Raw genomic sequence first — 19,586 nt, 5'->3', positions numbered from 1 at the left:
ATGCAAATATTAACCAATATACATAGTCAGCTCGGCATCATGACATGGCCACTCATCATCATGTCATTCCTTACTATCGCTATCTTGATCGAGCGTACTATCTACATGCTGCTTAACAGCCGCACACATACAACAGCGATACTTAGAAGCATCCATAAACTGGATTTTTCTCGCCCTCAGGAAGTGGATGCCTTCATCCAAAACGAGCTAAAAGGTCGACAACTGATTTTCCAATCCATGCGAATGCTGCTAGGACATAGACACTTCACAAAACCACTTAGAGAAGAAGCGGTTGGTATCTGGCTATTTAAAAAACGTCAGCAGTTTCGTTCAGGTATTCGATTGCTGTCGATGATAGGTGTCATCAGCCCGTTGATTGGATTACTTGGTACAGTACTGGGATTAATGGAAATGTTTAGTGGTATGACAGATGCCACTGCCGTTATTTCACCAGCGACGTTAGCGGATGGTTTAGGTCTCGCTATGAGCACCACGGCCGCAGGTTTGATCATCGCGTTACCTGCAATTACAGGTGCACAACTTCTAGGCATGTGGGTTGAAAAGACGCTTGCCAAGATTGAGTACACTCTAAATCACAGCAATCTGCATATTGAAGGTATTGTGGTTGATCCTTTCTCTGGCACTCAAAGCGCATATACCGTTACCACTGACGAGGTGCTGTAATGATCCAGTCACACTCTCGTTATAGCGAAGACGAATTTAAGCCAGATCTCACACCGATGATCGACATCATCTTTATTGTGATGGTGTTTCTTCTGCTTACTGCAAATGTCAGTGTTCAAACACTGAATGTCGACATCCCAAAAACGGAAGAAGCCAGCCAGCTTTCCTCGCCAGATAAACCCGTTATCTCAATCGGCATCTTACACAGTGAAGAGGAAAAGTGGGCATTAGATGGCGTGAAATTTAGTGATTGGAACGCTTTCACTACAGAACTACTGAAAACTCGCAGCACCTACCCAGATAAACCTTTTGTGATTGCCGCAGACAAGAAAGCCGATGTGGAATCCATGCTCAACCTCTTTGCATTTATGCAAAAACACCAAATTTTCGCCACTAATATCGTTATGGAAGAACAATAATGAAAAAACTCGCTTTGGCATTCAGTCTATTTTTATCGATTCCTTTTTTAACAGTGGAATCGGCTTACGCTCAACAAGAAACACAGACAAACAATCGCATCATTAGTGCAGGCTCAAGCATTACCGAGCTACTGATTGCGCTAGGCGCGAAAGACCAGCTTATCGCTGTGGATGTGACAAGCCGAAAATACAACACTGATGAGGCCTTGCCGCAAGTAGGGTATCACCGCCAGTTATCTGCTGAAGGCTTAATGGCACTTTCACCGACTCATTTAATTGGCTCACATGAAATGGGACCTGAGAATACTTTAACGCTACTAAAAAGTGGCGGAATAAAAGTCGAGACAGTGCCTTCTGGAGATACAGAAGAAGACCTGTTTGGCCGTATCGATAAAATCGCGCAAATCACAGGAAAGCAGGAGAAAGCGAAAGAACTTAAAGCATCGATTGATGAGCAGTTGAACGCAATGAAAGCTCGTAAACTCGCACATCCACCAAAAGTGCTGTTTGCTATGCTGACCAAAGGCAGACCAGCCACTATCGCTGGAGATAAAACCACTATCGATGTGATCATCAACCTTGCTGGCGGTCAAAATCCGGCAAAATCAGAAATGAGTTCATACAAACCACTATCTCCGGAAGCCATCGTACAAATGCAGCCTGATGTCTTATTAGTCAGTGCTCGCGCTTGGGAAGCATTAGGTGGGCATGAAGGCATTCTGAAAGAATTCCCTCTTCTGGCTGCTACACCTGTTGCTGGCAAAGACCGCATTATCCCTGTAAGTAGTAGCGCCATCATTGGCGGCTTTGGACTTGAAAGTTTAGAACTGACTGACGAGTTATATAAAGCCTTCCAAAAGATCAACTAAGCATTTTCACAGATAACAACCAGAATCCTATCCACCAAAAGAATAGGTAAAAATTAAACGATGACAGATTCAAGAATGGTTTCGGCTAAAACTCTGTGCATAGTGGCGGCGATTGCGCTTTACTGCGCGACTGTTGCTTCCATAAGTATGGGTGCGATGAACATCAGTTTATCTGACAGCTTGAAATCCCTTTTACCACTTGGCAGCCATGATCTTCCCGCGCATGTCACTATGATTGTTCAACAAGTACGTTTACCTCGTACTTTGTTGGCCATTGCTGTTGGAGGGATTCTAGCGATTAGTGGTGCTGTAATGCAGGGACTATTTCGCAACCCACTCGCTGATCCGGGCATTATTGGTGTCTCTTCTGGCGCTGCATTAGGTGCGGCGTTAGCAATCGTAGTGTTTGGCGATCTTGCTCACCAATATCCAAACTTATTACTCTTTGGCACTGTCCCTATCTTCGCCTGTATCGGCGGTGCTTTTACGACATTTGCAGTATATCGCCTTGGTACTAGCAGTAACGGAACTTCCGTCACTATGATGCTACTTTCCGGTGTCGCTATTTCAGCACTGGCAGGTGCGGCATTGGGTTTGCTTAACTATTATGCCGATGACCAAGCTCTGCGAGACCTGTCTCTTTGGACTATGGGATCATTGGCGGGCGCCAATCAAAAAGGTCTATGGCTCGCTTTTGCCACGCTCATCATTTTGTTCATCGCCTACTATCGTGATGCCGATAAGCTCAACGCCATGTTATTAGGTGAAGCGGAAGCGCGTCATATGGGTATTAATGTTCAGGCATTAAAGCGCCGTTTGATTGTGTTGGCAGCCTTTGGTGTCGGAGTCACCGTCGCATTGAGCGGTATGATTGGCTTTATCGGACTTATCGTTCCTCATTTAGCCCGTATGATCATTGGCCCAAACTATCGTTCACTATTGCCAGTAACCCTCTTTCTCGGCGCACTGTTATTACTGATTTCCGATATGCTAGCTCGAACGGTGGTCGCGCCTTTAGATATGCCCGTTGGTATTGTCACCGCATTGCTTGGCGCACCTTTCTTTGTTTGGCTTTTGATTAAGCAAAAGGGGCGAATCTGATGCTGTCTCTCTTATCTTCGAAATTTGCCTCATCAAACGCAACGCAAGAATCGATTGAATACTCCGGTATTAAAACGGTCGAAATACGCCATTTGTCTGTGACTCTTGGTGATAAAACCGTACTGGATAATATTGACCTTACACTGAATCGTGGCGAGTTTACGGTTCTGCTTGGCCCTAATGGCACTGGTAAAAGTACCTTGTTAAAAGCACTAACCGGTGAAATAAACACACAAGGCGAGTTTGCACTTTTTGGTCAAGACCGAGATTCATGGCCAGCACCTTTGCTAGCAAAACATTTGGGTGTACTGCCGCAAAGCAGTTCTTTGTCGTTCAACTTTATGGCTAAAGAAGTAATTGAGTTGGGCGGTATTGGGTTAACAATGTCTAATCGGCAACTTGAAGATGTGGTGGCAAAACATATGCGTAAAACGGATGTTGAACACTTACGTTTTCGCTCATACCCTACTCTCTCAGGTGGCGAAAAACAGCGAGTGCATCTCGCTCGTGTGCTCACCCAACTGGAGCAAAGTGATCACAACAAAATTTTGCTACTGGATGAACCCACCTCTGCGTTAGATATTCACCACCAGCACACAACATTAGCTTTAGCACGCAAGTTAGCAAATGAAGGCGCTACGGTTATCGCTGTACTGCACGATCTTAATTTGGCGGCTCAATACGCTGACAGAATCGTTATTCTAAACCAAGGCAAAATTGCCGCAGACGATATTCCGGCGAAGGCTCTTAAACCTGAAATCATAGAAGCGGTTTACCACCATAAAGTCGATATCATTGCGCATCCGACTTATGGCCATCCAGTTGTTATCGCTTGTTAATTCGATTCGATGTTAGCAGGGCTCTAAAAGCAAAAACCTCCTTTCGGGAGGTTTTTTGTTTATCAGTTTTGCTCATCCATAATACGATGACGCTCTTCATGATAAGCCTCTTCCGTATTGCCTCGTTTCCAATAAGGTACGGCATAAAGCTCTTTTTTCGTCAGTTGAAATGTATCCACCAAATATTTGCGGCAGTTAATCACACTGCGGTTTTCCCCTGCGACAAATGCAGAAACTGAACATTCAGCTTCTGGCTGACCTGTTGTTTTAATCGCATTAACTAAAACCGATGAACCTTGTTCATCATCAATTTTCAACCACGTTAAAGAGACACCTTGTGGGTGGTTTATTTCATGAACGTCATCGAATGACTCCACTTCAATAAATGCAGCGCCTTTCGCATCGGCTGGCATCTCTTCTAAAATGGCGCAGATCGCAGGAACAGCCGTGAGATCACCCGCTAAAATATGCCAATCTGAAGGCTGAAGTAGCGGATCGGGACCGGCTGGACCAATCAAACCTAATGCATCACCTTCTTGCGCAGCAATAGCCCAACCAGAACCAACACTGTCTTCACCGTGCGCGACAAAATCGATATCAAGCTCATTGCTCTCAGGATGGTACTTTCTTACGCTATATGCACGTGGCACAGGTTTGTGCTCTGGATATTCAACACGGTCTTCATAGCGAACAGGAAGTTGTAAAATGCCTGATTCCTGATTAGGGAAAAACACTTTAATGTGTGCACCATTTCGATTTTCAGCAAAACCGATAAGTTCATCACCAGTAAAAGTAACTCGAATAAGATGTGGGGTTATGTATTGCTTACGCTTGCAAACAATTAGTTTAGCTTTGATTGGATAGATTACTTGTTCGCTCATACGACTGACTCGTTTTTGATAAAAGCAGAAAAGCTCGACTTCTCTAGAAGAAGCCGAGCTCAATAATGTTATCTATGGTTGAAACTACATGCGGTAAGTTGCATTTAGACCAAAGGTTCTTGTTTGACCAACAGACGCTTTGGTTGTGCCTCTTGAACTCACTTGATATTGGTAAACCACATCTTCATCCGTTAAGTTGGTCACGTAGCCATCAAGAGTAAAATCGCCAATCGTGTACTGAAGACGAGCATCAGCAGTAACATAATCACCAGCGGTGTAATCTTCGCTGTTCTCTAAATCAGAGTAGTACTTACCTACGTAAGTCACGTCAGCACCTACGGAGAAGTTTTGACCTATATATTGAGTGAAACCTGCAGACAAGTTAGAACTTGGCGCATTCGGTAGTTCTAAACCACTTTCTGCTACGTCATCTTTAACAATTTTCGTTTCTAGGTAACCAGCACTTGCACGAAGTTGTGTGCTTGTAGTTACCCAGATAGAGCCAGCTAGTTCAACACCGTAGGTTCGAGACTCTTCGATATTATCGAAACGGCTGTCTACATAAGCTTGATAACCTGAGTAATCGTTGTAGAACAAGTTAGTACTAAACTGGCCACCCTTGAACTCTTTAAGCAGTCCAGCTTCATAAGCGATAACCGTCTCTTGATCGTAGTCATAATACTCTTGCGCAGTAAAATCTAGCGCATGACCACCCGAGTTGTAACCTTTACGGACAGAAGCATTAACCGTAGTTGTGTCATCGAAGTAATAAATTGCGCCAACTTTTGGTAAGAAGATATTGTTGTTGCGGTTATCTTCGACATCAAATAAACCGTTTCGACTTTGAACATCAGTTCCTCTGTGTTCAAAATCTTCATTTTCAAAACGAACACCACCAACAAGTTTAAACGCAGGGTTTAACGTGTATGTTGTTTCACCATAAGCCGCTGAGGTTGTTGTTGTCCCATCAATATCAGTTCCTGTACTCAGTTCTGTTTTAGTATCAGCCTTTGAATAATAAAGTCCTAATACAGACGAGAAATCCGAGCCGGGGTTTTGTACGAGCAAGCGGTTTTCTACTGTGAGGTTATCCACATCCGAAACCACATTGAAGGCTGAAGGGTACTGATCAAACTCAACATCAGAAGTTAGGTAAGCAATATGTAGAGAGTTACTGATACCATTATCAAAATCATAATCAATATCGAGCGCTACACTCTGTGCCAGAGAATCCTGTAGTCGTGTGTTTTCAGCCCCTAAAATCAACGCTGGATCATTAACATAATCTACAGAAGCAAAAGACAGATACTCGCCTTCATAGGTATGGCGGTTGTAAGTCAACTTAGCACTTAAGCCAGGTATTGCCGATGGTTCCCACAGTAGCTTTAATCGAGCATTGATATTTTCAGCCTCTTCCACATCAGTAGCACCTTCGAGTTCATTTGTTGACTGGGTATAATTCATCCAGCCATCACCTTTATTGCCATCAAGTGCTAAACGAAATGCAAGCTCATCTTGAATTAGAGGACCAGACGTCATAATCGCTAAGTTATTTTTCACATTACCGTTTTCGTAGGTTTCAAAACCTGCACGCAACTTAGTTTCCCAGTAATAAGTCGGGTCATTAGTTTGAACCACGAGCGCACCACCAATCGAGTTTGTACCCTGACTGGTTGATTGAGGACCTCGTAATACTTCAACCTGCTTAACATCCCATGATCTGCTTGGCGTATATCCTTGTCCAAGCCAAGCTTGAGCAACACCGTCTACGATAGTAGAAACACGAGCTTTACCACCGCTGTAAAATGCATTACCGCCCGTCGCAACACCTGCGCCATCAATACCGCGAATACTAATTGATTCAAATCCAGCGGTAACCACGTTTGGCGCTGACGTTGCGATGTCGTTGATTGATGTTTTCTCGCCATTAGCTAGCTGATCTTCACCAATGACAGTGACTGCCGTTGTGGTATCTTTCAGGCTCTTATCCATTCTCTCACCAGTCACCACGATTGTTTCTGTTTGAGAGTTTTCTGCGCTTACTGCTGGTAAAGAAACTGTCATGCCGATAGCCACTGCGATGCTATAGCTGAGGTAATTCATCCTTTTTGCTTGTAACGATTTCATCCTGTTCCCTAATTTTATAATGAGCTTTACTTTAAAACTTAATCACAATGATATTAATTATCATTTGTAATTTCAATTTAATTTTAAAGAGTCATAACTAATTACAAGGAAACAAGGCTTAAGATAGTAGATTAAGTGGGTTCAAATAGACTACTTACCATAAGGAATAACCATCGGTGTGTGTGAAACCGGGTCATCCATAATCAAACAATCCAAGTCAAAGACTTGCTTGATGACTTCGCTAGAAACGATATCTTTCGGGCTCCCCTGAGCCGCAATATTGCCCTCTGTCATCAAGATAATATGGTCGGCATAGCGAAACGCTTGGTTCAGCTCATGCAGTACAGCCACTATCGTGAAATTTTTACGTCGGTTCAAATCGCGACACAACTCCAGAAGATCAATTTGATGTGCTATATCGAGATAAGTCGTCGGTTCATCAAGAAACAGTATTGGCGTCTGTTGCGCTAATACCATAGCAATCCACACTCTTTGGCGTTGACCGCCAGATAATTCTTCAATCAACCTTTCAGATAAGTGCTCAGTATCAGTAAGCTGCATCGCTTCACGGACAGCTTGCTCATCTTCAGGGCTCCATTGTTGAAACAGCTTTTGATATGGATAGCGACCACGAGAAATTAAGTCTTTCACTCTAATGCCTTCAGGAGCATTAACCCTTTGAGGGAGAAGACCAATTTGCTTTGCCAGCGCTTTAGGATGCAATGAATAAATGTCCTTTCCATCTAATTCAATCTTCCCTGCATTTGGCTTTAACAAGCGACACAACATACGAAGCAGTGTCGATTTACCACAACCATTTGGACCGATAATAACGGTAAATTTATTGTCTGGAATGGACACATCCAACGAGGAAAAAATTTGTGCGGATTCATAACTTAAGCTCAAATCAAAACCAGACAGACGAGCATGATCGTCTTGAACCTTTAAATCAACCAAATCAAATTTCTGTTTATTATTCATAAAGTAACGACTTAAAAACTCTTACTTCGAGTAAGTAACCAAAGTAGATATGCACCACCAACAAGGCTGGTTAACTGCCCAATTGGTAAATTGAAACCAAAGGGTTTGGTTTGGGAAATCATATCAGCCAGCAGCAGTAGTCCAGCCCCCATTACAGCCGAAGCTGCAACAGGTATATGACCAACTCGCAGAATTCGAACCACCAGCTGAGGAGCAGCTAAAGCGATGAATCCAATAGGACCCGCAGCCGCCACAGCTAATGCTGATAATGCTACTGAAAGAAAAGTCATGACTAATCTTTCTCTTTCAACAGATACACCAATTTGTGCCGCCATATCGTCACCCATTTCAAGCAAATGCAGTGTTCTTGCTTTATAGATAACAATAGGCACGATGACGAGCACGCCGACCATCACGGGTATCGCATGATTCCAGTTTCTCGCATTTAGAGAACCAGCTAACCATAAGTTGGCAATCACTGCTTGGTCCAAATTGCCTTTAACTAACATTAAACCGTTCAGTGCATTTAAAATTGAGCCGATACCAATACCAATCAAAATGAGTCGATAGCCTCCAACGACTCCATGCTTTCTAGCAAGAAAATACACTACTACGGCTGTTGCCATTCCCCCAAGCACAGCGGATAGCATCACTGCTTGAGTTGAGTTTTGAAATACAATAATTTGAATGAGTGCACCACTCGCCGCACCAGTTGTGAAACCAATTATGTCTGGAGAACCTAAGGCGTTTTTAGATACAGATTGAAAAACAGCACCTGATACACCTAACGCAATGCCGACAAATAGGGCTGTCACGACTCTTGGTAGACGAATGTTCCATACAATGCGTTCAGCGATAGGTTCATTACTTTGACCAGAAAGAACAGTGAACAACTTTTCAAAAGTCAGTGGGAATGAGCCAACCGTCAGCAGATATAAGCTCATCAAAACCAAAGCAATAATAGCCCCGCCAACAAACAACCATTCCCGACGTGAATAGCGAAGAGTAACTCCTTTAAACTGAAACAGTTGATCACTGAGCACCGCTGAATTAAAAGACTTACTCATAGTTCAGTAATCCTCCATTTTCTGACCAACAGAACAAAAATAGGACCACCGAGCAATGCTGTCATAATGCCAACACTAATTTCATCAGGAGAGACCAGAATCTTGCCCGCAGTATCCGCAATAGAAACAAGTAAAGCTGATATCACCATGGAATACGGTAACAACCACTTATGTTCAGTGCCAACGAAAAAACGAGCAATGTGCGGTGCGGTTAATCCTATGAAGTTTAATGGACCTACCGCAGCGGTTGCAGAACCAGCTAAAACTGTAATTGCGATAGATGAGCGCAACCAAACACTTCGCTGATTGACGCCAAGCGATTGGCTAACATCGCGCCCCAATGAAACAGTATTCAATTCCTTTGATAAGAAAAGGGTGTAAATTAACCCTATCAATACCACGATAGAAATGGGATAAAGCACATCAAATCCACGACCTTGCAACGACCCCACCGCCCAATGACGAAATTGGTTGAAGGCTTCTTCTTGACTATTGACGGTAATGATTTGCGTCAGCGAGAGCAGTATCACAGACAGAGCTATGCCGGATAAAACAACTTTTACAGGGTTAACGCCACGGCTCAAACCTGCTAGCAAATAAATGATAGCTCCTGCGATGGCTGCTCCAATAATGCTAAACCACATATAGTGATGAACATCAGTGAGACCGAATACCGCAATCGCTACGACTACTGCGAACGTTGCTCCCGAGTTCACGCCAAGTAAACCTGGTTCAGCCAATGGGTTACGAGTGAGAGTTTGCATCAATACGCCAGCCCCACCGATAGCCAAACCGACAACAATAGCGAGCAGGGCTCTTGGTAATCGAAGGTGATGGACGATTAAATGCTCACTATTGGTTGCGGAATAATGAGTGAGGGCTTGCCAAGTCACCTCAGGAGCGATATCTCTCGAACCAAAGAACAATCCAATAAACGCACAAATAACCGTAGCAATGAGCAATGACGCCAATCCCCAATAGCAGGTTGAGGATTTATGGTGGTTTAACACTGGCATTGGGACTACTTAACCACACCAAACTGTTGTTTCAATAGCTCAACAATCTCTATACTGCTGTAGTAATCAATACGGAAAGAGTTCAAACCCAACGGGTAAACTTGGTGGTTTTGCACAGAAGGCAGATTGACTAAAACCGGATCATTCATCACTTTCTGAGCTTTACTCTCATCTGCAACAATGACGAAAGTGACAGGAGCTTTAAGCATCGTCAGCGTTTCAAAATGCACTCGTACAAAGTCACTGCGTTTATCACTAAAAGTTTCCCATTCATCTTTCGCACCTTCAATCTCGAAACCAAGTGCATGCAGCAGCTCGCTATGTGGTCCTGTTACTTTTGCAATCACATTTGCGATTCCTGGACCATTGTAAGCAATGATGTTGGCTTTAGTGTCTGGTAACTTGAGCTGAACGTCTTTCAAGTAGTCATTAAATTCTGCAATTTTTTGTGCGACAAAAGCTTCTCTCCCTGTCGCAAAACCGAGCTTTTCAGCCAACTGTTGCCATGTTTGTGCTCCGTAATCAACAACAATTACAGGGGCAATTAGCTGAAGTTCAGATACAAGATCATAAACAGAGTCGCCCCCCGTCGCCGCAACCACAATCAGGTCAGGCATTACCGCATATGCCATTTCTGTATCAACACTACCTACGGCCCAAAGTGGCTGAATTTCTCTCTGTTTAGCGATTTTTTCCCACTGAGCGAAAAAACGCCCATCACCCGCAACTGAACTTGCCACAACAGGAGCATCAATAGCGATGAGTGTTCCTGTTACCGTTGTCGTAGTAGAAAGAATTTTTTTCGGTTTATGTGGAATGACAGTAGTCGTTCCATCCGAATTAACAAAGGTTCTAGGCCACTGCTCATCGCTCGCGTTCGTCGTAAATGAACTCGTCACACTCAGTACAGACACCAGCAAGCAAATGATAATACGTATCATAATAATTACCATTAGTAAGATTTTTCGGTATCCTAACACATAATTTGTTCAGATAAACACTCAGTATTATCTGAAAGAGACAACTTCTGGAGATAAGCGTGGATCTGCAAGTTTTACTTCGACACACCAAACTCAATCAATTTGTCATCGGTAGTGCTCAATGGTGGGAACATGTTTCTTCTGTTGGGACGCCCATACAAATCCCTCGTAGCAACGGCACCACTGACCTGATTTTTTTATGGCAGGAACAACGTCATGAGTCAGAACACAAAGCGATTTATATTGAAATCAATGGCGTGGTAAATCATCACGATTTTAATGCCGCCGAACTTACTCGTTATTTGGGCACCGATGTTTACTACTATGTTTGCAACATTGAAAGCAGTTGGAACGGAACATATGCACTAATCCCAGTGTTCCAAGAAGCGATGCAGCCCGCTTATCTAGGGGATAAACAACAACAAATAACTCAGCACCGTGACTGGATCATGAAACGTCGAGAACATCATATTGCTGATCCTTTCAATAAAATGAATCTTCATTATGGTCAATGGGCAACATCACACTCTAGATCTTACCTTGCCCCAAGTGTAATACATCCAGCATGGACGGATTACGACCAAAACAGTGCCAGCCAAGATTGGGCATCTTTGTGTCGAACGCATCTATATAAAAGTAAGCTGTTACAACAGAATCGACGGTTTTGGACCTATTCAACAGCTGAGGAAAATCATGATGATCTACCTTTAGTCATTCTGTTGGATGGTGAGTTTTGGGTTGAGTCGATGCCAGTGATGGGCCCACTTAATTTCTGTACTGAACATGATCTTCTTCCCCCAGCGGTCTATGTGATGATCGACGCCATTTCAGTTCAACAAAGAGGCGAAGATCTCACCTGTAGCCCGATATTCTGGCAAGCTGTGATCGAAGAGATCATTCCAATGGTTGCCGAGCACTACTCTGTATCTTCGAACAAAGATAAAGTCACGGTTGTTGGTCAGAGCTATGGCGGTTTATCTGCTCTTTATGCTGCGCTTAACTGGCCAGAACATTTCAGTAATGCTCTATCTCAATCAGGATCATTTTGGTGGCCGAATATGTCTTTAATGCACAATTCACATCAAGCAGACATTATTCAATCTATACCAGAGACTCTTTATCTTGATAACGATATAGAAGCGCTCGGAGAAAAATATCGGCTCAATATTTACATGGAAGTGGGAATAAGAGAAAAAGTGATGGTTCCTCTTGCCGAACATATTCACAGCAAACTAAAAATGAATAATCACAATACGATCATAGAGTTATATGACGGAGGACATGACCGTTTGATTTGGCGAGAAGGCATTATTAAAGGACTGATTTGGTTAATGAACAAATAACCTCATCACCTGTTAGATAATTTGCAAAACAGTGACCTGCCTCCATTATCTAAACGGATGCATATATCCTTTTTATAATCAGATCACTGTTTAACAACTTCTAATTCCTATAATGAAACCGCGTTTCTATTTAAAAGATTCGATATTTCATAAAGGAAAATAAAATGAATAAGTCTGTAGCAAACGGGCTAGGGATTGCAGCTTTACTCTACCTTTCTTCTGCCTCTGCCACTTCTCTTTACGATGTGAAAGTTTCTCTCGATGGTTCTGCTGATTACGCTTCTATTCAACAAGCTATCGACAGTGCTCCTGACAATAACCAACCATTCGTTATCTATATCAAGAATGGTGTTTATCAAGAGAAACTGCATATTACTCGTCCTAATATCTACCTGATTGGCGAAGATCGTGACAAAACGATCATTACAGCAACAACTGCGAACAGTATGAAAGATGAGAATGGGAAAAACTTCGGAACTTTCGGTAGCCGAACCGTTAGCGTCGATGCCGTTGATTTCAAAGCTCGCTCGCTAACGATTGAAAACGGTTTTGATTTCCCAGCAAACCAAGCCAAAGCAGTCGATGATCCTACTCGTCAAAAAGGCACTCAAGCAGTGGCTTTGCTTGTTTCACATAACGGTGACAAAGCTCAGTTTAAAAACGTTAACCTCGTTAGCTACCAAGACACCTTATATCTTCGTGCAGGTCGCTCTTACTTCGATCAATCTCAAGTCAGTGGCACTGTCGACTTCATTTTTGGACACGGGACTGCTTTGATAGAAAACAGCGACATCATTGCTCGCTACCGAAGTGACAACGAAGAAAATGAACCGCTTGGCTACATTAGCGCTCCGGCAACAGACATTAATTCACCATTTGGTCTGGTCTTTAAAAACTGTCGTCTCACCAAAGAAGATCAAGTACCGGCTGGTAGCTATGGCTTAGGCCGCCCTTGGCACCCAACCACCACATTTGCTGACGGTCGTTATGCCGATCCTAATGCTATTGGACATGCGGCGTTCATCAATTGCCAAATGGACGATCATATCTACGGATGGGATCGCATGAGTGGTAAGGACATCAAAGGCGAGAAAATTTGGTTCTATCCAAAAGATTCACGCTTCTGGGAGTTTGCTAATACAGGTAGCGGAACAAAAACAACAGAGCGCCCACAGTTGGCGGAATCCGAAGCAGCAAACTACACCACTAAAAATATTCTATCTGACTGGGAGCCGGACATTTCTCTTGGAGCAAATAGTCAACTGACTGGTCAAGTCACTCATAGAAGCGTGAGTTTCCCAGCAGTGGTCAATGTCAAAGACAGCTTAGGCAAGGTAGCAACAACTAATACCGACAATAAAGGTCACTATCAGCTATCCATCGCTTCAATGACTCCTCCGTTGTTAGTGTCTGTGGATGATCAAAGTGGCAACACCTGTATCAACAGTGACACCAAACGCTCAGTGTGTGTAACGGCGTTAGTAGCTGAAGCACATAGTAACGAAGTAACAATCGCGAACGTAAACCCTTTCACTGACCTTATTGTCTCCGGCCTGGCAGATAACGAGAACATTGATGGACCACAAATTCTTGCAGCTTTACCGCGCCTTCCGGCTCTTTCACATCAAGCTTGGCTAGATGCAAACAGCAACTTCAGCAAAGCATTCCAAAGCGTTGTTAAAGCTCATGGGTTAGATGCTACAAAAGAGTGGAACCCTGTTAACTACAGCAGCAATTACCAACCAGTGATGAATGAGTTAGCGTCTCAAGTTATTCATAACCTTGGACACAACACTCGTACAGGACAACTTTCCAAAACCTTCTTATCTGATTTAGCTTTCAATCCTATTGTCAGCCTAGACACCATTCCTCGCTACGAGCTTAAAGACGGACAATTAGCTCAAGCAGCTAAAGCCGTCGCTGAGAAGAAAACTCGTTTGTTCATTGTGGGTGATTCAACAGCATCGAACTACTCGCAAGATGTGTTTCCTCGCATGGGATGGGGGCAAGCTTTTGCAGCTAAGTTCAACAATGAGCAATTTGTGGTTGTGAACGCTGCTCAATCAGGTCGTAGTTCTCGTGACTTCATCAATGGGCGATGGCTGAGTTTCATCGAGCCTTTGGTTAAACCGGGCGATTATCTGTTTATTCAGTTCAGTCACAATGATGAAAAATGTAATGGCGCCGCTAAAGGACGTGGTCCGCTAGATGTCGGTACTTTGTGTACTTACCCTAACAGTGCTGATGGCAAGCTTCAGTTCCCTCAAGGTGAGCAGGAATACTCTTTCCAATACTCACTTGAACGTTACTTAAGCTTTGCAAAACAACACCAGCTAACTCCGGTGATGCTAACTTCAGTACCAAGAGCTCGTACCGCAGACAATAAAGCAGGCACGCCAATTAACACAGAACAACACACTACAGCGCAAAACGGCGATAACGGCTACCGCTTCTTTGGTGATTACACCGCAACCGTTCGTCAAACAGCTCAAGCCAACAAAGTTCCACTTCTCGACATGCAAACCAGTGTTATCGAGATGGCGAACAACAAGGTGGCTGGAGAGTGGCAAAACCTATGGTTAGCGGTCGATCCTAATCAGTACCCGTATTATCAAGGGAAAACTGGCTCAATTGAAAAGCCAGACGTCACACACTTCCAAAAACAAGGTGCTGAAGCTATTGCTGATTTAGTGTTAGAAGAGATCAAAGCTCAGAAATCACTGTCTAAATTGAGCCAAGTGATTGCTAAGTAATTTTTACCTCTCCTCAGTCAGTTTAACCTATAGCAAAACAGCCACTATCTAGTGGCTGTTTTGGCTAGAACTGAGTTTCACATAAAACTGAACACTCAATGGTTCGCTTTCGCTGGATACAGAGTCAGTAGCCCATATTGTTTATATGATTTTAGCTGATGAGGTAAGAAGGGAATCACACCCAACGTTTTATTGGAAAACATCTTTAATTGTCTTGTCCTACCTTCAGAAATAACACCATCTCTTTGCCCGTGGCTCAATAAACCCTCTACGATGATTTCCCCTTTTTCCCAACGTGAAAGCTGAATATAAGCGGTTCCAAATAAGATATAAGGAAATCCTGATTTTTCTAAAGGTGCGGGCATTTCACCATTGAGTACACCTTCTAAATATGAACCGCCATGAAGTGGAATTGTCTCACCATTTTCGGTCTTACATAGAACATGTCCCCAAGCTGTATCTAACTCAAAGCCAAACTGCTGTAATTCTGCAATGCTCTCATTCAATGCTTGCTGAATTTTCTCAATACTATCGGCATTGATGTTTAATTGAGTCCCTAGAGCAGGATCGCCGCTACTTGGCACAGTCAACAAATTCAGTTGTACCACTTTACTCCAGAAAAGATGAAATAGCAGAGCTCCACGGCTATCCGAGTTATTCTTTCTATCCCAATTAGCTAATACCTTCGCTGCTGCTTGGACAGAAGCCGATGAAGTCGGTTGCAAATGTATAAGAATATCGGACAAGAAAGTTTCAGCAGCATAGTTTCGGTTATCAAACAGCACCTCCAATGCATTCGATATCATAATAGCAGGCGCTTTGGTTAGCTCTTTCATTCGAATTGCCGACATAGCTAGTCGAGGGTCATATCTAAGACCAGCGGCGATACTTTTCGCGACTTGATGCTCAGGCTTATGCTGACCAAACACAGAAGGAAAATCTGGCTGACAAACACCATATTCCGTGTATTTATAGCTATTGTTCGCGTTGTGAATAATTCCACGAGAAAACACATTCGGATAAAAAGACTTCGGCGCAGTTAATGGTCTTTGATCCTTCCCTCTCAATGAATATTCACTGCGAGTACCATCCAGCACATTAAATGCGACTTGCTGATCACCTATATGACCTTGTGACATTTGTTCATCAGTCATCGGTGGTACATTTCCAGCCATCACGTAGGCGATGTCACCGTGTCGATCCGCAACAATCAACTGACATAAAATGCCTCGATGAGACGATATTGCTTCAACAAATTCTTTCGTAGTTGAAGTTTTCGCAGCCGCTAAAAACTGATTAATACCACGAGCATTACGCTCGCCAGGGTTAGTAATTGCATACCATCCCTCAGGCTTACCCGGTCTTTGCGGAAGCTTGAACAAATAACCAAGTTCGGAGTGCAAGAAATGATAGCGGCGAGTTTCAACGTCTCCATGATCTTCAAGTACATCAATGCTGATCTCTTTTATCTCAAGTGGCTTCTGCTCACCATCCATAAGATAAGTGGGGTTGAGCGCCGATTCTTGAATCTTCATCAGTTGAAGAACAAATGAGGTGACTGTTGCCGCATCCAGAATAGACCATGATACATCGCCATTGTAACCAGTAAGAGGAAGTGGGAAGCCAAGAAATGAAGTGCCAGCCACATCCAATTCACCGGGAATCGTAAGATGATACTGGTGCATGTAAATACGCTGCTGATGTGGAGTTCTTTGCCAAGCTGAGTGAGGATTCCCCAACAAAATAGATCCCTCACCTTCTACGACATCGCCTCCGAATGCCCATGCATTACTACCAAAACCGCCTTCAACTACCACATCTTCACCGTGGCAGGAGTGATGATTAGTACCCAAATCAGTTCGCCATGCCCCAGAAGAGGCAACAAGGTAAGGACCGATTTCAATTAACTCTTTCATAATGCCAAATCGCATTGCAGAACGAATCACATCTTCTGGCTCAAAAGTAATCAAAGGCTCAGCACTGTTTCTTTCATTCCATTCATCCTTTGTCATAGATTGAACAAAGTGATTTAAGCCCTTCACATAACCACAAACATAGGCGCGCGCATCATCGCTGAGATTTGCTAACTCTTCTTTTGCCCATTCCGTTGGCATACGTAAGCGGAACATCAAATCTGAATTCAAGTTAGTCGTTTTTAGAAAGCCAATCGTCGAAAACTGCTCTGCGCCGTAATACTTGGAGCGTTCGCCACGCAGCACTATAGCTTGTGCCGATATTTCGGCTAAACGATCTCGAGCATGAACATAACCATAACCGAAACCAAGAGATTCATAATTGTCAGCTTCAATATGGGGAACATCATTTTCTGTCCAACGGATTTTGGCAGCTGCTAAGTCATTTTTGAGCATGTATAACGCCTGTTTTGATCGATAGGCTGTTCTTGCAACGTAATATATCCAAGAAAAGCGCCTACAGATAGTAATAATAATGATTTGCATTATTACATAAACAATTCAAAACAAGTAAAGACCTACATCAATTTATGGACAACGTTAAGAAATGAAAACTAGAGAAAAGCTGGGATATTGCTGGAATAGAAAAAGAAAATGGCAGCGACGTGAGTCTGGCTGCCATTTATAGATAAACTTAATTAACCTATTGATTACTCAACAGTAACCGCTTTTGCAAGGTTACGAGGTTGGTCAACATCGGTGCCTTTAATTAGCGCTACATGGTAAGAAAGTAGCTGCATTGGCACTGTGTAGAAAATTGGTGCTGTGATTTCGCTAACGTGCGGCATTGGGATGATTTTCAAAGTATCGTCCGCTTCAAAGCCTGCTTTTTCATCTGCAAATACATATAGCAGACCACCACGAGCGCGTACTTCTTCAACGTTTGATTTAAGCTTTTCAAGCAAATCGTTGTTTGGCGCGATAACTACAACTGGCATATCAGCGTCAATCAAAGCCAATGGACCGTGTTTCAGTTCACCAGCAGCATAAGCTTCAGCGTGAATGTAAGAGATCTCTTTCAGCTTAAGTGCTGCTTCCATAGCAATTGGGTAGTACTCACCGCGACCTAGGAACAAGGTGTGGTGCTTATCAGCAAAATCTTCTGCTAATGCTTCAATCTGTTTATCAAATGCTAATGCACTTTCGATCTGCACTGGCAGTGCATGAATTGCTTCAACAATTTCCGCTTCTTTAGCTGCATCAACGCGACCTTGTTCTTTACCAATCGCGGTAACCAGCATCAACATTGCTGCAAGTTGAGTAGTGAATGCTTTCGTAGACGCCACACCAATTTCAGTACCTGCGCGAGTCATAAATGCGATGTCTGATTCACGAACTAGCGAAGATCCAGATACGTTACAGATGGTCATTGCCGCCATATAGCCTTTCTCTTTAGCAATGCGCAGCGCAGCAAGTGTATCTGCCGTCTCACCTGATTGAGAAAGCGTAATGAGCAAGCTGTTTGGACGAGTAACAAAGTTACGGTAACGGAACTCCGAAGCGATCTCTACGTCACAGCTAACACCTGCGATGTCCTCAAACCAATAGCGAGCAGCCATACCTGAGTTATAAGAGGTACCACACGCGATAATTTGTACGTGTTCTACTTTCTTCAGAATCTCAACTGCATTTACGCCAATACTTTCAGTGATTACAGAGTTATGTGTGATTCGACCTTCCATTGTGCTTTTCAGCGCCATTGGTTGCTCAAAAATTTCTTTCTGCATGAAGTGACGGTATTGACCTTTATCACCAGCATCGTGTTCGATGTTTGATTCGATGATTTCACGCTCAACAAGCTTGCCCGCTTGGTCGTAAATTGTCACATTGCGACGAGTTATTTCAGCAACGTCACCTTCTTCTAGGAACATAAAGCGACGAGTAACACTTAAAAGAGCAAGTTGGTCAGAAGCTAGGAAGTTTTCACCAATACCTAAACCGATAACAATTGGGCTTCCTGAACGCGCAACAACAATACGACTTGGATCTTTACGATCAAGAACCACAGTACCGTAAGCGCCATCAAGCTGAGTAGCTGTTTTTTGTAGTGCTTCTAACAGAGTTTCTGATGTGCGTAATTCCCATTCAACAAGGTGAGCAATAACTTCTGTATCGGTTTGAGATACGAATACGTAACCACGCTCTTGAAGCAAAGTACGAAGCTCTTCGTGGTTTTCAATAATACCGTTGTGTACAACAGCAATATCACCAGAAACATGTGGGTGAGCATTCACTTCAGAAGGAACACCGTGGGTTGCCCAACGAGTATGTGCAATACCAGTACCACCGCTAACTTGTGCAGAATCAACAGCGTCGGCTAACTCTTGAACCTTACCTAAACGGCGAATACGGGTTAAGTTGCTCTGCGCATCAACAACCGCAACACCCGCTGAGTCGTAACCGCGATACTCTAGACGACGTAAACCTTCTACCAGAATTTCAGCTACATCACGCTGCGCAACAGCGCCAACAATTCCACACATGTTATTACTCCAATTTCTTTTTTATCTAGTGCACTCTACGGCTGCAAGCAAAGCCTTAAAGTAGAGGCGG

At 43.4% G+C, this 19,586-nt stretch carries 15 protein-coding genes; 7 read left to right on the top strand and 8 right to left on the bottom strand.

The window, feature by feature from the left end; genetic code table 11:
- The 5 genes from HKI82_RS03945 to HKI82_RS03925 are packed head-to-tail and all read left to right on the top strand — an operon-like array spanning position 1 to position 3,912.
- The gene (locus tag HKI82_RS03945) at positions 1–684 is read left to right on the top strand and encodes a MotA/TolQ/ExbB proton channel family protein (protein WP_171137277.1); all 684 of its coding nucleotides are present in this window, start codon (positions 1–3) and stop codon (positions 682–684) included.
- Complete coding sequence (locus HKI82_RS03940; protein ID WP_102942960.1) at positions 684–1,103, top strand: ExbD/TolR family protein; 420 nt, start codon at positions 684–686, stop codon at positions 1,101–1,103. The genes HKI82_RS03945 and HKI82_RS03940 overlap by 1 nt, the downstream gene beginning before the upstream one ends.
- The gene (locus tag HKI82_RS03935) at positions 1,103–1,972 is read left to right on the top strand and encodes a heme/hemin ABC transporter substrate-binding protein (protein WP_102942959.1); all 870 of its coding nucleotides are present in this window, start codon (positions 1,103–1,105) and stop codon (positions 1,970–1,972) included. Before HKI82_RS03940 ends, HKI82_RS03935 begins: the two co-directional genes overlap by 1 nt.
- Before the next feature lie 60 nt (positions 1,973–2,032).
- Entirely contained in the window at positions 2,033–3,073 is a 1,041-nt protein-coding gene (locus HKI82_RS03930) for a FecCD family ABC transporter permease (RefSeq protein WP_102942958.1), read from the top strand.
- On the top strand, positions 3,073–3,912 hold the full coding sequence (locus HKI82_RS03925; protein WP_102942957.1) for a heme ABC transporter ATP-binding protein: 840 nt from the start codon (positions 3,073–3,075) through the stop codon (positions 3,910–3,912). Before HKI82_RS03930 ends, HKI82_RS03925 begins: the two co-directional genes overlap by 1 nt.
- Before the next feature lie 62 nt (positions 3,913–3,974).
- Here HKI82_RS03925 and HKI82_RS03920 read toward each other — a convergent pair whose 3' ends face one another.
- The 6 genes from HKI82_RS03920 to fepB form a co-directional block, all read right to left on the bottom strand.
- Positions 3,975–4,793, bottom strand: a complete 819-nt coding sequence (locus tag HKI82_RS03920) for a siderophore-interacting protein (protein WP_171137276.1) — start codon at positions 4,791–4,793, stop codon at positions 3,975–3,977.
- 84 nt (positions 4,794–4,877) lie between these two features.
- Positions 4,878–6,920 (bottom strand): TonB-dependent receptor, encoded by a 2,043-nt coding sequence (locus HKI82_RS03915; protein WP_171137275.1) that lies wholly within the window; start codon positions 6,918–6,920, stop codon positions 4,878–4,880.
- A 150-nt stretch (positions 6,921–7,070) separates the two neighbouring features.
- Entirely contained in the window at positions 7,071–7,901 is an 831-nt protein-coding gene (locus HKI82_RS03910; RefSeq protein WP_171137274.1) for an ABC transporter ATP-binding protein, read from the bottom strand.
- Positions 7,902–7,912: 11 nt separating this feature from the next.
- A complete protein-coding gene (locus HKI82_RS03905) occupies positions 7,913–8,968 on the bottom strand; it encodes a FecCD family ABC transporter permease (RefSeq protein ID WP_171137273.1) in 1,056 nt (351 codons plus the stop codon).
- Positions 8,965–9,984, bottom strand: coding sequence for a FecCD family ABC transporter permease (locus HKI82_RS03900; protein WP_102942952.1), 1,020 nt, complete (start codon positions 9,982–9,984; stop codon positions 8,965–8,967). Before HKI82_RS03900 ends, HKI82_RS03905 begins: the two co-directional genes overlap by 4 nt.
- A 5-nt stretch (positions 9,985–9,989) precedes the next feature.
- Positions 9,990–10,925, bottom strand: a complete 936-nt coding sequence (fepB, locus tag HKI82_RS03895) for a Fe2+-enterobactin ABC transporter substrate-binding protein (protein ID WP_240956645.1) — start codon at positions 10,923–10,925, stop codon at positions 9,990–9,992.
- A gap of 98 nt (positions 10,926–11,023) precedes the next feature.
- Between fepB and fes the strand changes: the two genes are divergently transcribed.
- Complete coding sequence (gene fes / locus HKI82_RS03890) at positions 11,024–12,307, top strand: enterochelin esterase (protein ID WP_171137272.1); 1,284 nt, start codon at positions 11,024–11,026, stop codon at positions 12,305–12,307.
- A 164-nt stretch (positions 12,308–12,471) separates the two neighbouring features.
- Complete coding sequence (locus tag HKI82_RS03885; RefSeq protein ID WP_171137271.1) at positions 12,472–15,060, top strand: pectinesterase family protein; 2,589 nt, start codon at positions 12,472–12,474, stop codon at positions 15,058–15,060.
- Between the two features lie 95 nt (positions 15,061–15,155).
- Here the strand turns inward: HKI82_RS03885 and HKI82_RS03880 are convergent, their stop codons facing one another.
- Together HKI82_RS03880 and glmS are read right to left on the bottom strand one after the other, a co-directional pair.
- Positions 15,156–17,429: a penicillin acylase family protein gene (locus HKI82_RS03880; protein ID WP_171137270.1), complete on the bottom strand. Its 2,274-nt coding sequence runs from the start codon at positions 17,427–17,429 to the stop codon at positions 15,156–15,158.
- Positions 17,430–17,683: 254 nt separating this feature from the next.
- A complete protein-coding gene (gene glmS / locus HKI82_RS03875; protein WP_102942948.1) occupies positions 17,684–19,516 on the bottom strand; it encodes a glutamine--fructose-6-phosphate transaminase (isomerizing) in 1,833 nt (610 codons plus the stop codon).
- Positions 19,517–19,586: the final 70 nt, after the last annotated feature.

It is taken from the genome of Vibrio plantisponsor (assembly GCF_013041605.1).
Classification (GTDB): Bacteria; Pseudomonadota; Gammaproteobacteria; order Enterobacterales; family Vibrionaceae; genus Vibrio; species Vibrio plantisponsor.
Note: the sequence above shows the minus strand (reverse complement) of the source record. Positions and strands in the feature narration are given on the sequence as shown.

Excerpts from the sequence above, each read along its gene's own strand:
- HKI82_RS03945 (WP_171137277.1), top strand. The coding sequence starts at position 1 with ATGCAAATATTAACCAATATACATAGTCAGCTCGGCATCATGACATGG.
- HKI82_RS03940 (WP_102942960.1), top strand. The coding sequence starts at position 684 with ATGATCCAGTCACACTCTCGTTATAGCGAAGACGAATTTAAGCCAGAT.
- HKI82_RS03935 (WP_102942959.1), top strand. The coding sequence starts at position 1,103 with ATGAAAAAACTCGCTTTGGCATTCAGTCTATTTTTATCGATTCCTTTT.
- HKI82_RS03930 (WP_102942958.1), top strand. The coding sequence starts at position 2,033 with ATGACAGATTCAAGAATGGTTTCGGCTAAAACTCTGTGCATAGTGGCG.
- HKI82_RS03925 (WP_102942957.1), top strand. The coding sequence starts at position 3,073 with ATGCTGTCTCTCTTATCTTCGAAATTTGCCTCATCAAACGCAACGCAA.
- HKI82_RS03920 (WP_171137276.1), bottom strand. The coding sequence starts at position 4,793 with ATGAGCGAACAAGTAATCTATCCAATCAAAGCTAAACTAATTGTTTGC.
- HKI82_RS03915 (WP_171137275.1), bottom strand. The coding sequence starts at position 6,920 with ATGAAATCGTTACAAGCAAAAAGGATGAATTACCTCAGCTATAGCATC.
- HKI82_RS03910 (WP_171137274.1), bottom strand. The coding sequence starts at position 7,901 with ATGAATAATAAACAGAAATTTGATTTGGTTGATTTAAAGGTTCAAGAC.
- HKI82_RS03905 (WP_171137273.1), bottom strand. The coding sequence starts at position 8,968 with ATGAGTAAGTCTTTTAATTCAGCGGTGCTCAGTGATCAACTGTTTCAG.
- HKI82_RS03900 (WP_102942952.1), bottom strand. The coding sequence starts at position 9,984 with ATGCCAGTGTTAAACCACCATAAATCCTCAACCTGCTATTGGGGATTG.
- fepB (WP_240956645.1), bottom strand. The coding sequence starts at position 10,925 with ATGATACGTATTATCATTTGCTTGCTGGTGTCTGTACTGAGTGTGACG.
- HKI82_RS03885 (WP_171137271.1), top strand. The coding sequence starts at position 12,472 with ATGAATAAGTCTGTAGCAAACGGGCTAGGGATTGCAGCTTTACTCTAC.
- HKI82_RS03880 (WP_171137270.1), bottom strand. The coding sequence starts at position 17,429 with ATGCTCAAAAATGACTTAGCAGCTGCCAAAATCCGTTGGACAGAAAAT.
- glmS (WP_102942948.1), bottom strand. The coding sequence starts at position 19,516 with ATGTGTGGAATTGTTGGCGCTGTTGCGCAGCGTGATGTAGCTGAAATT.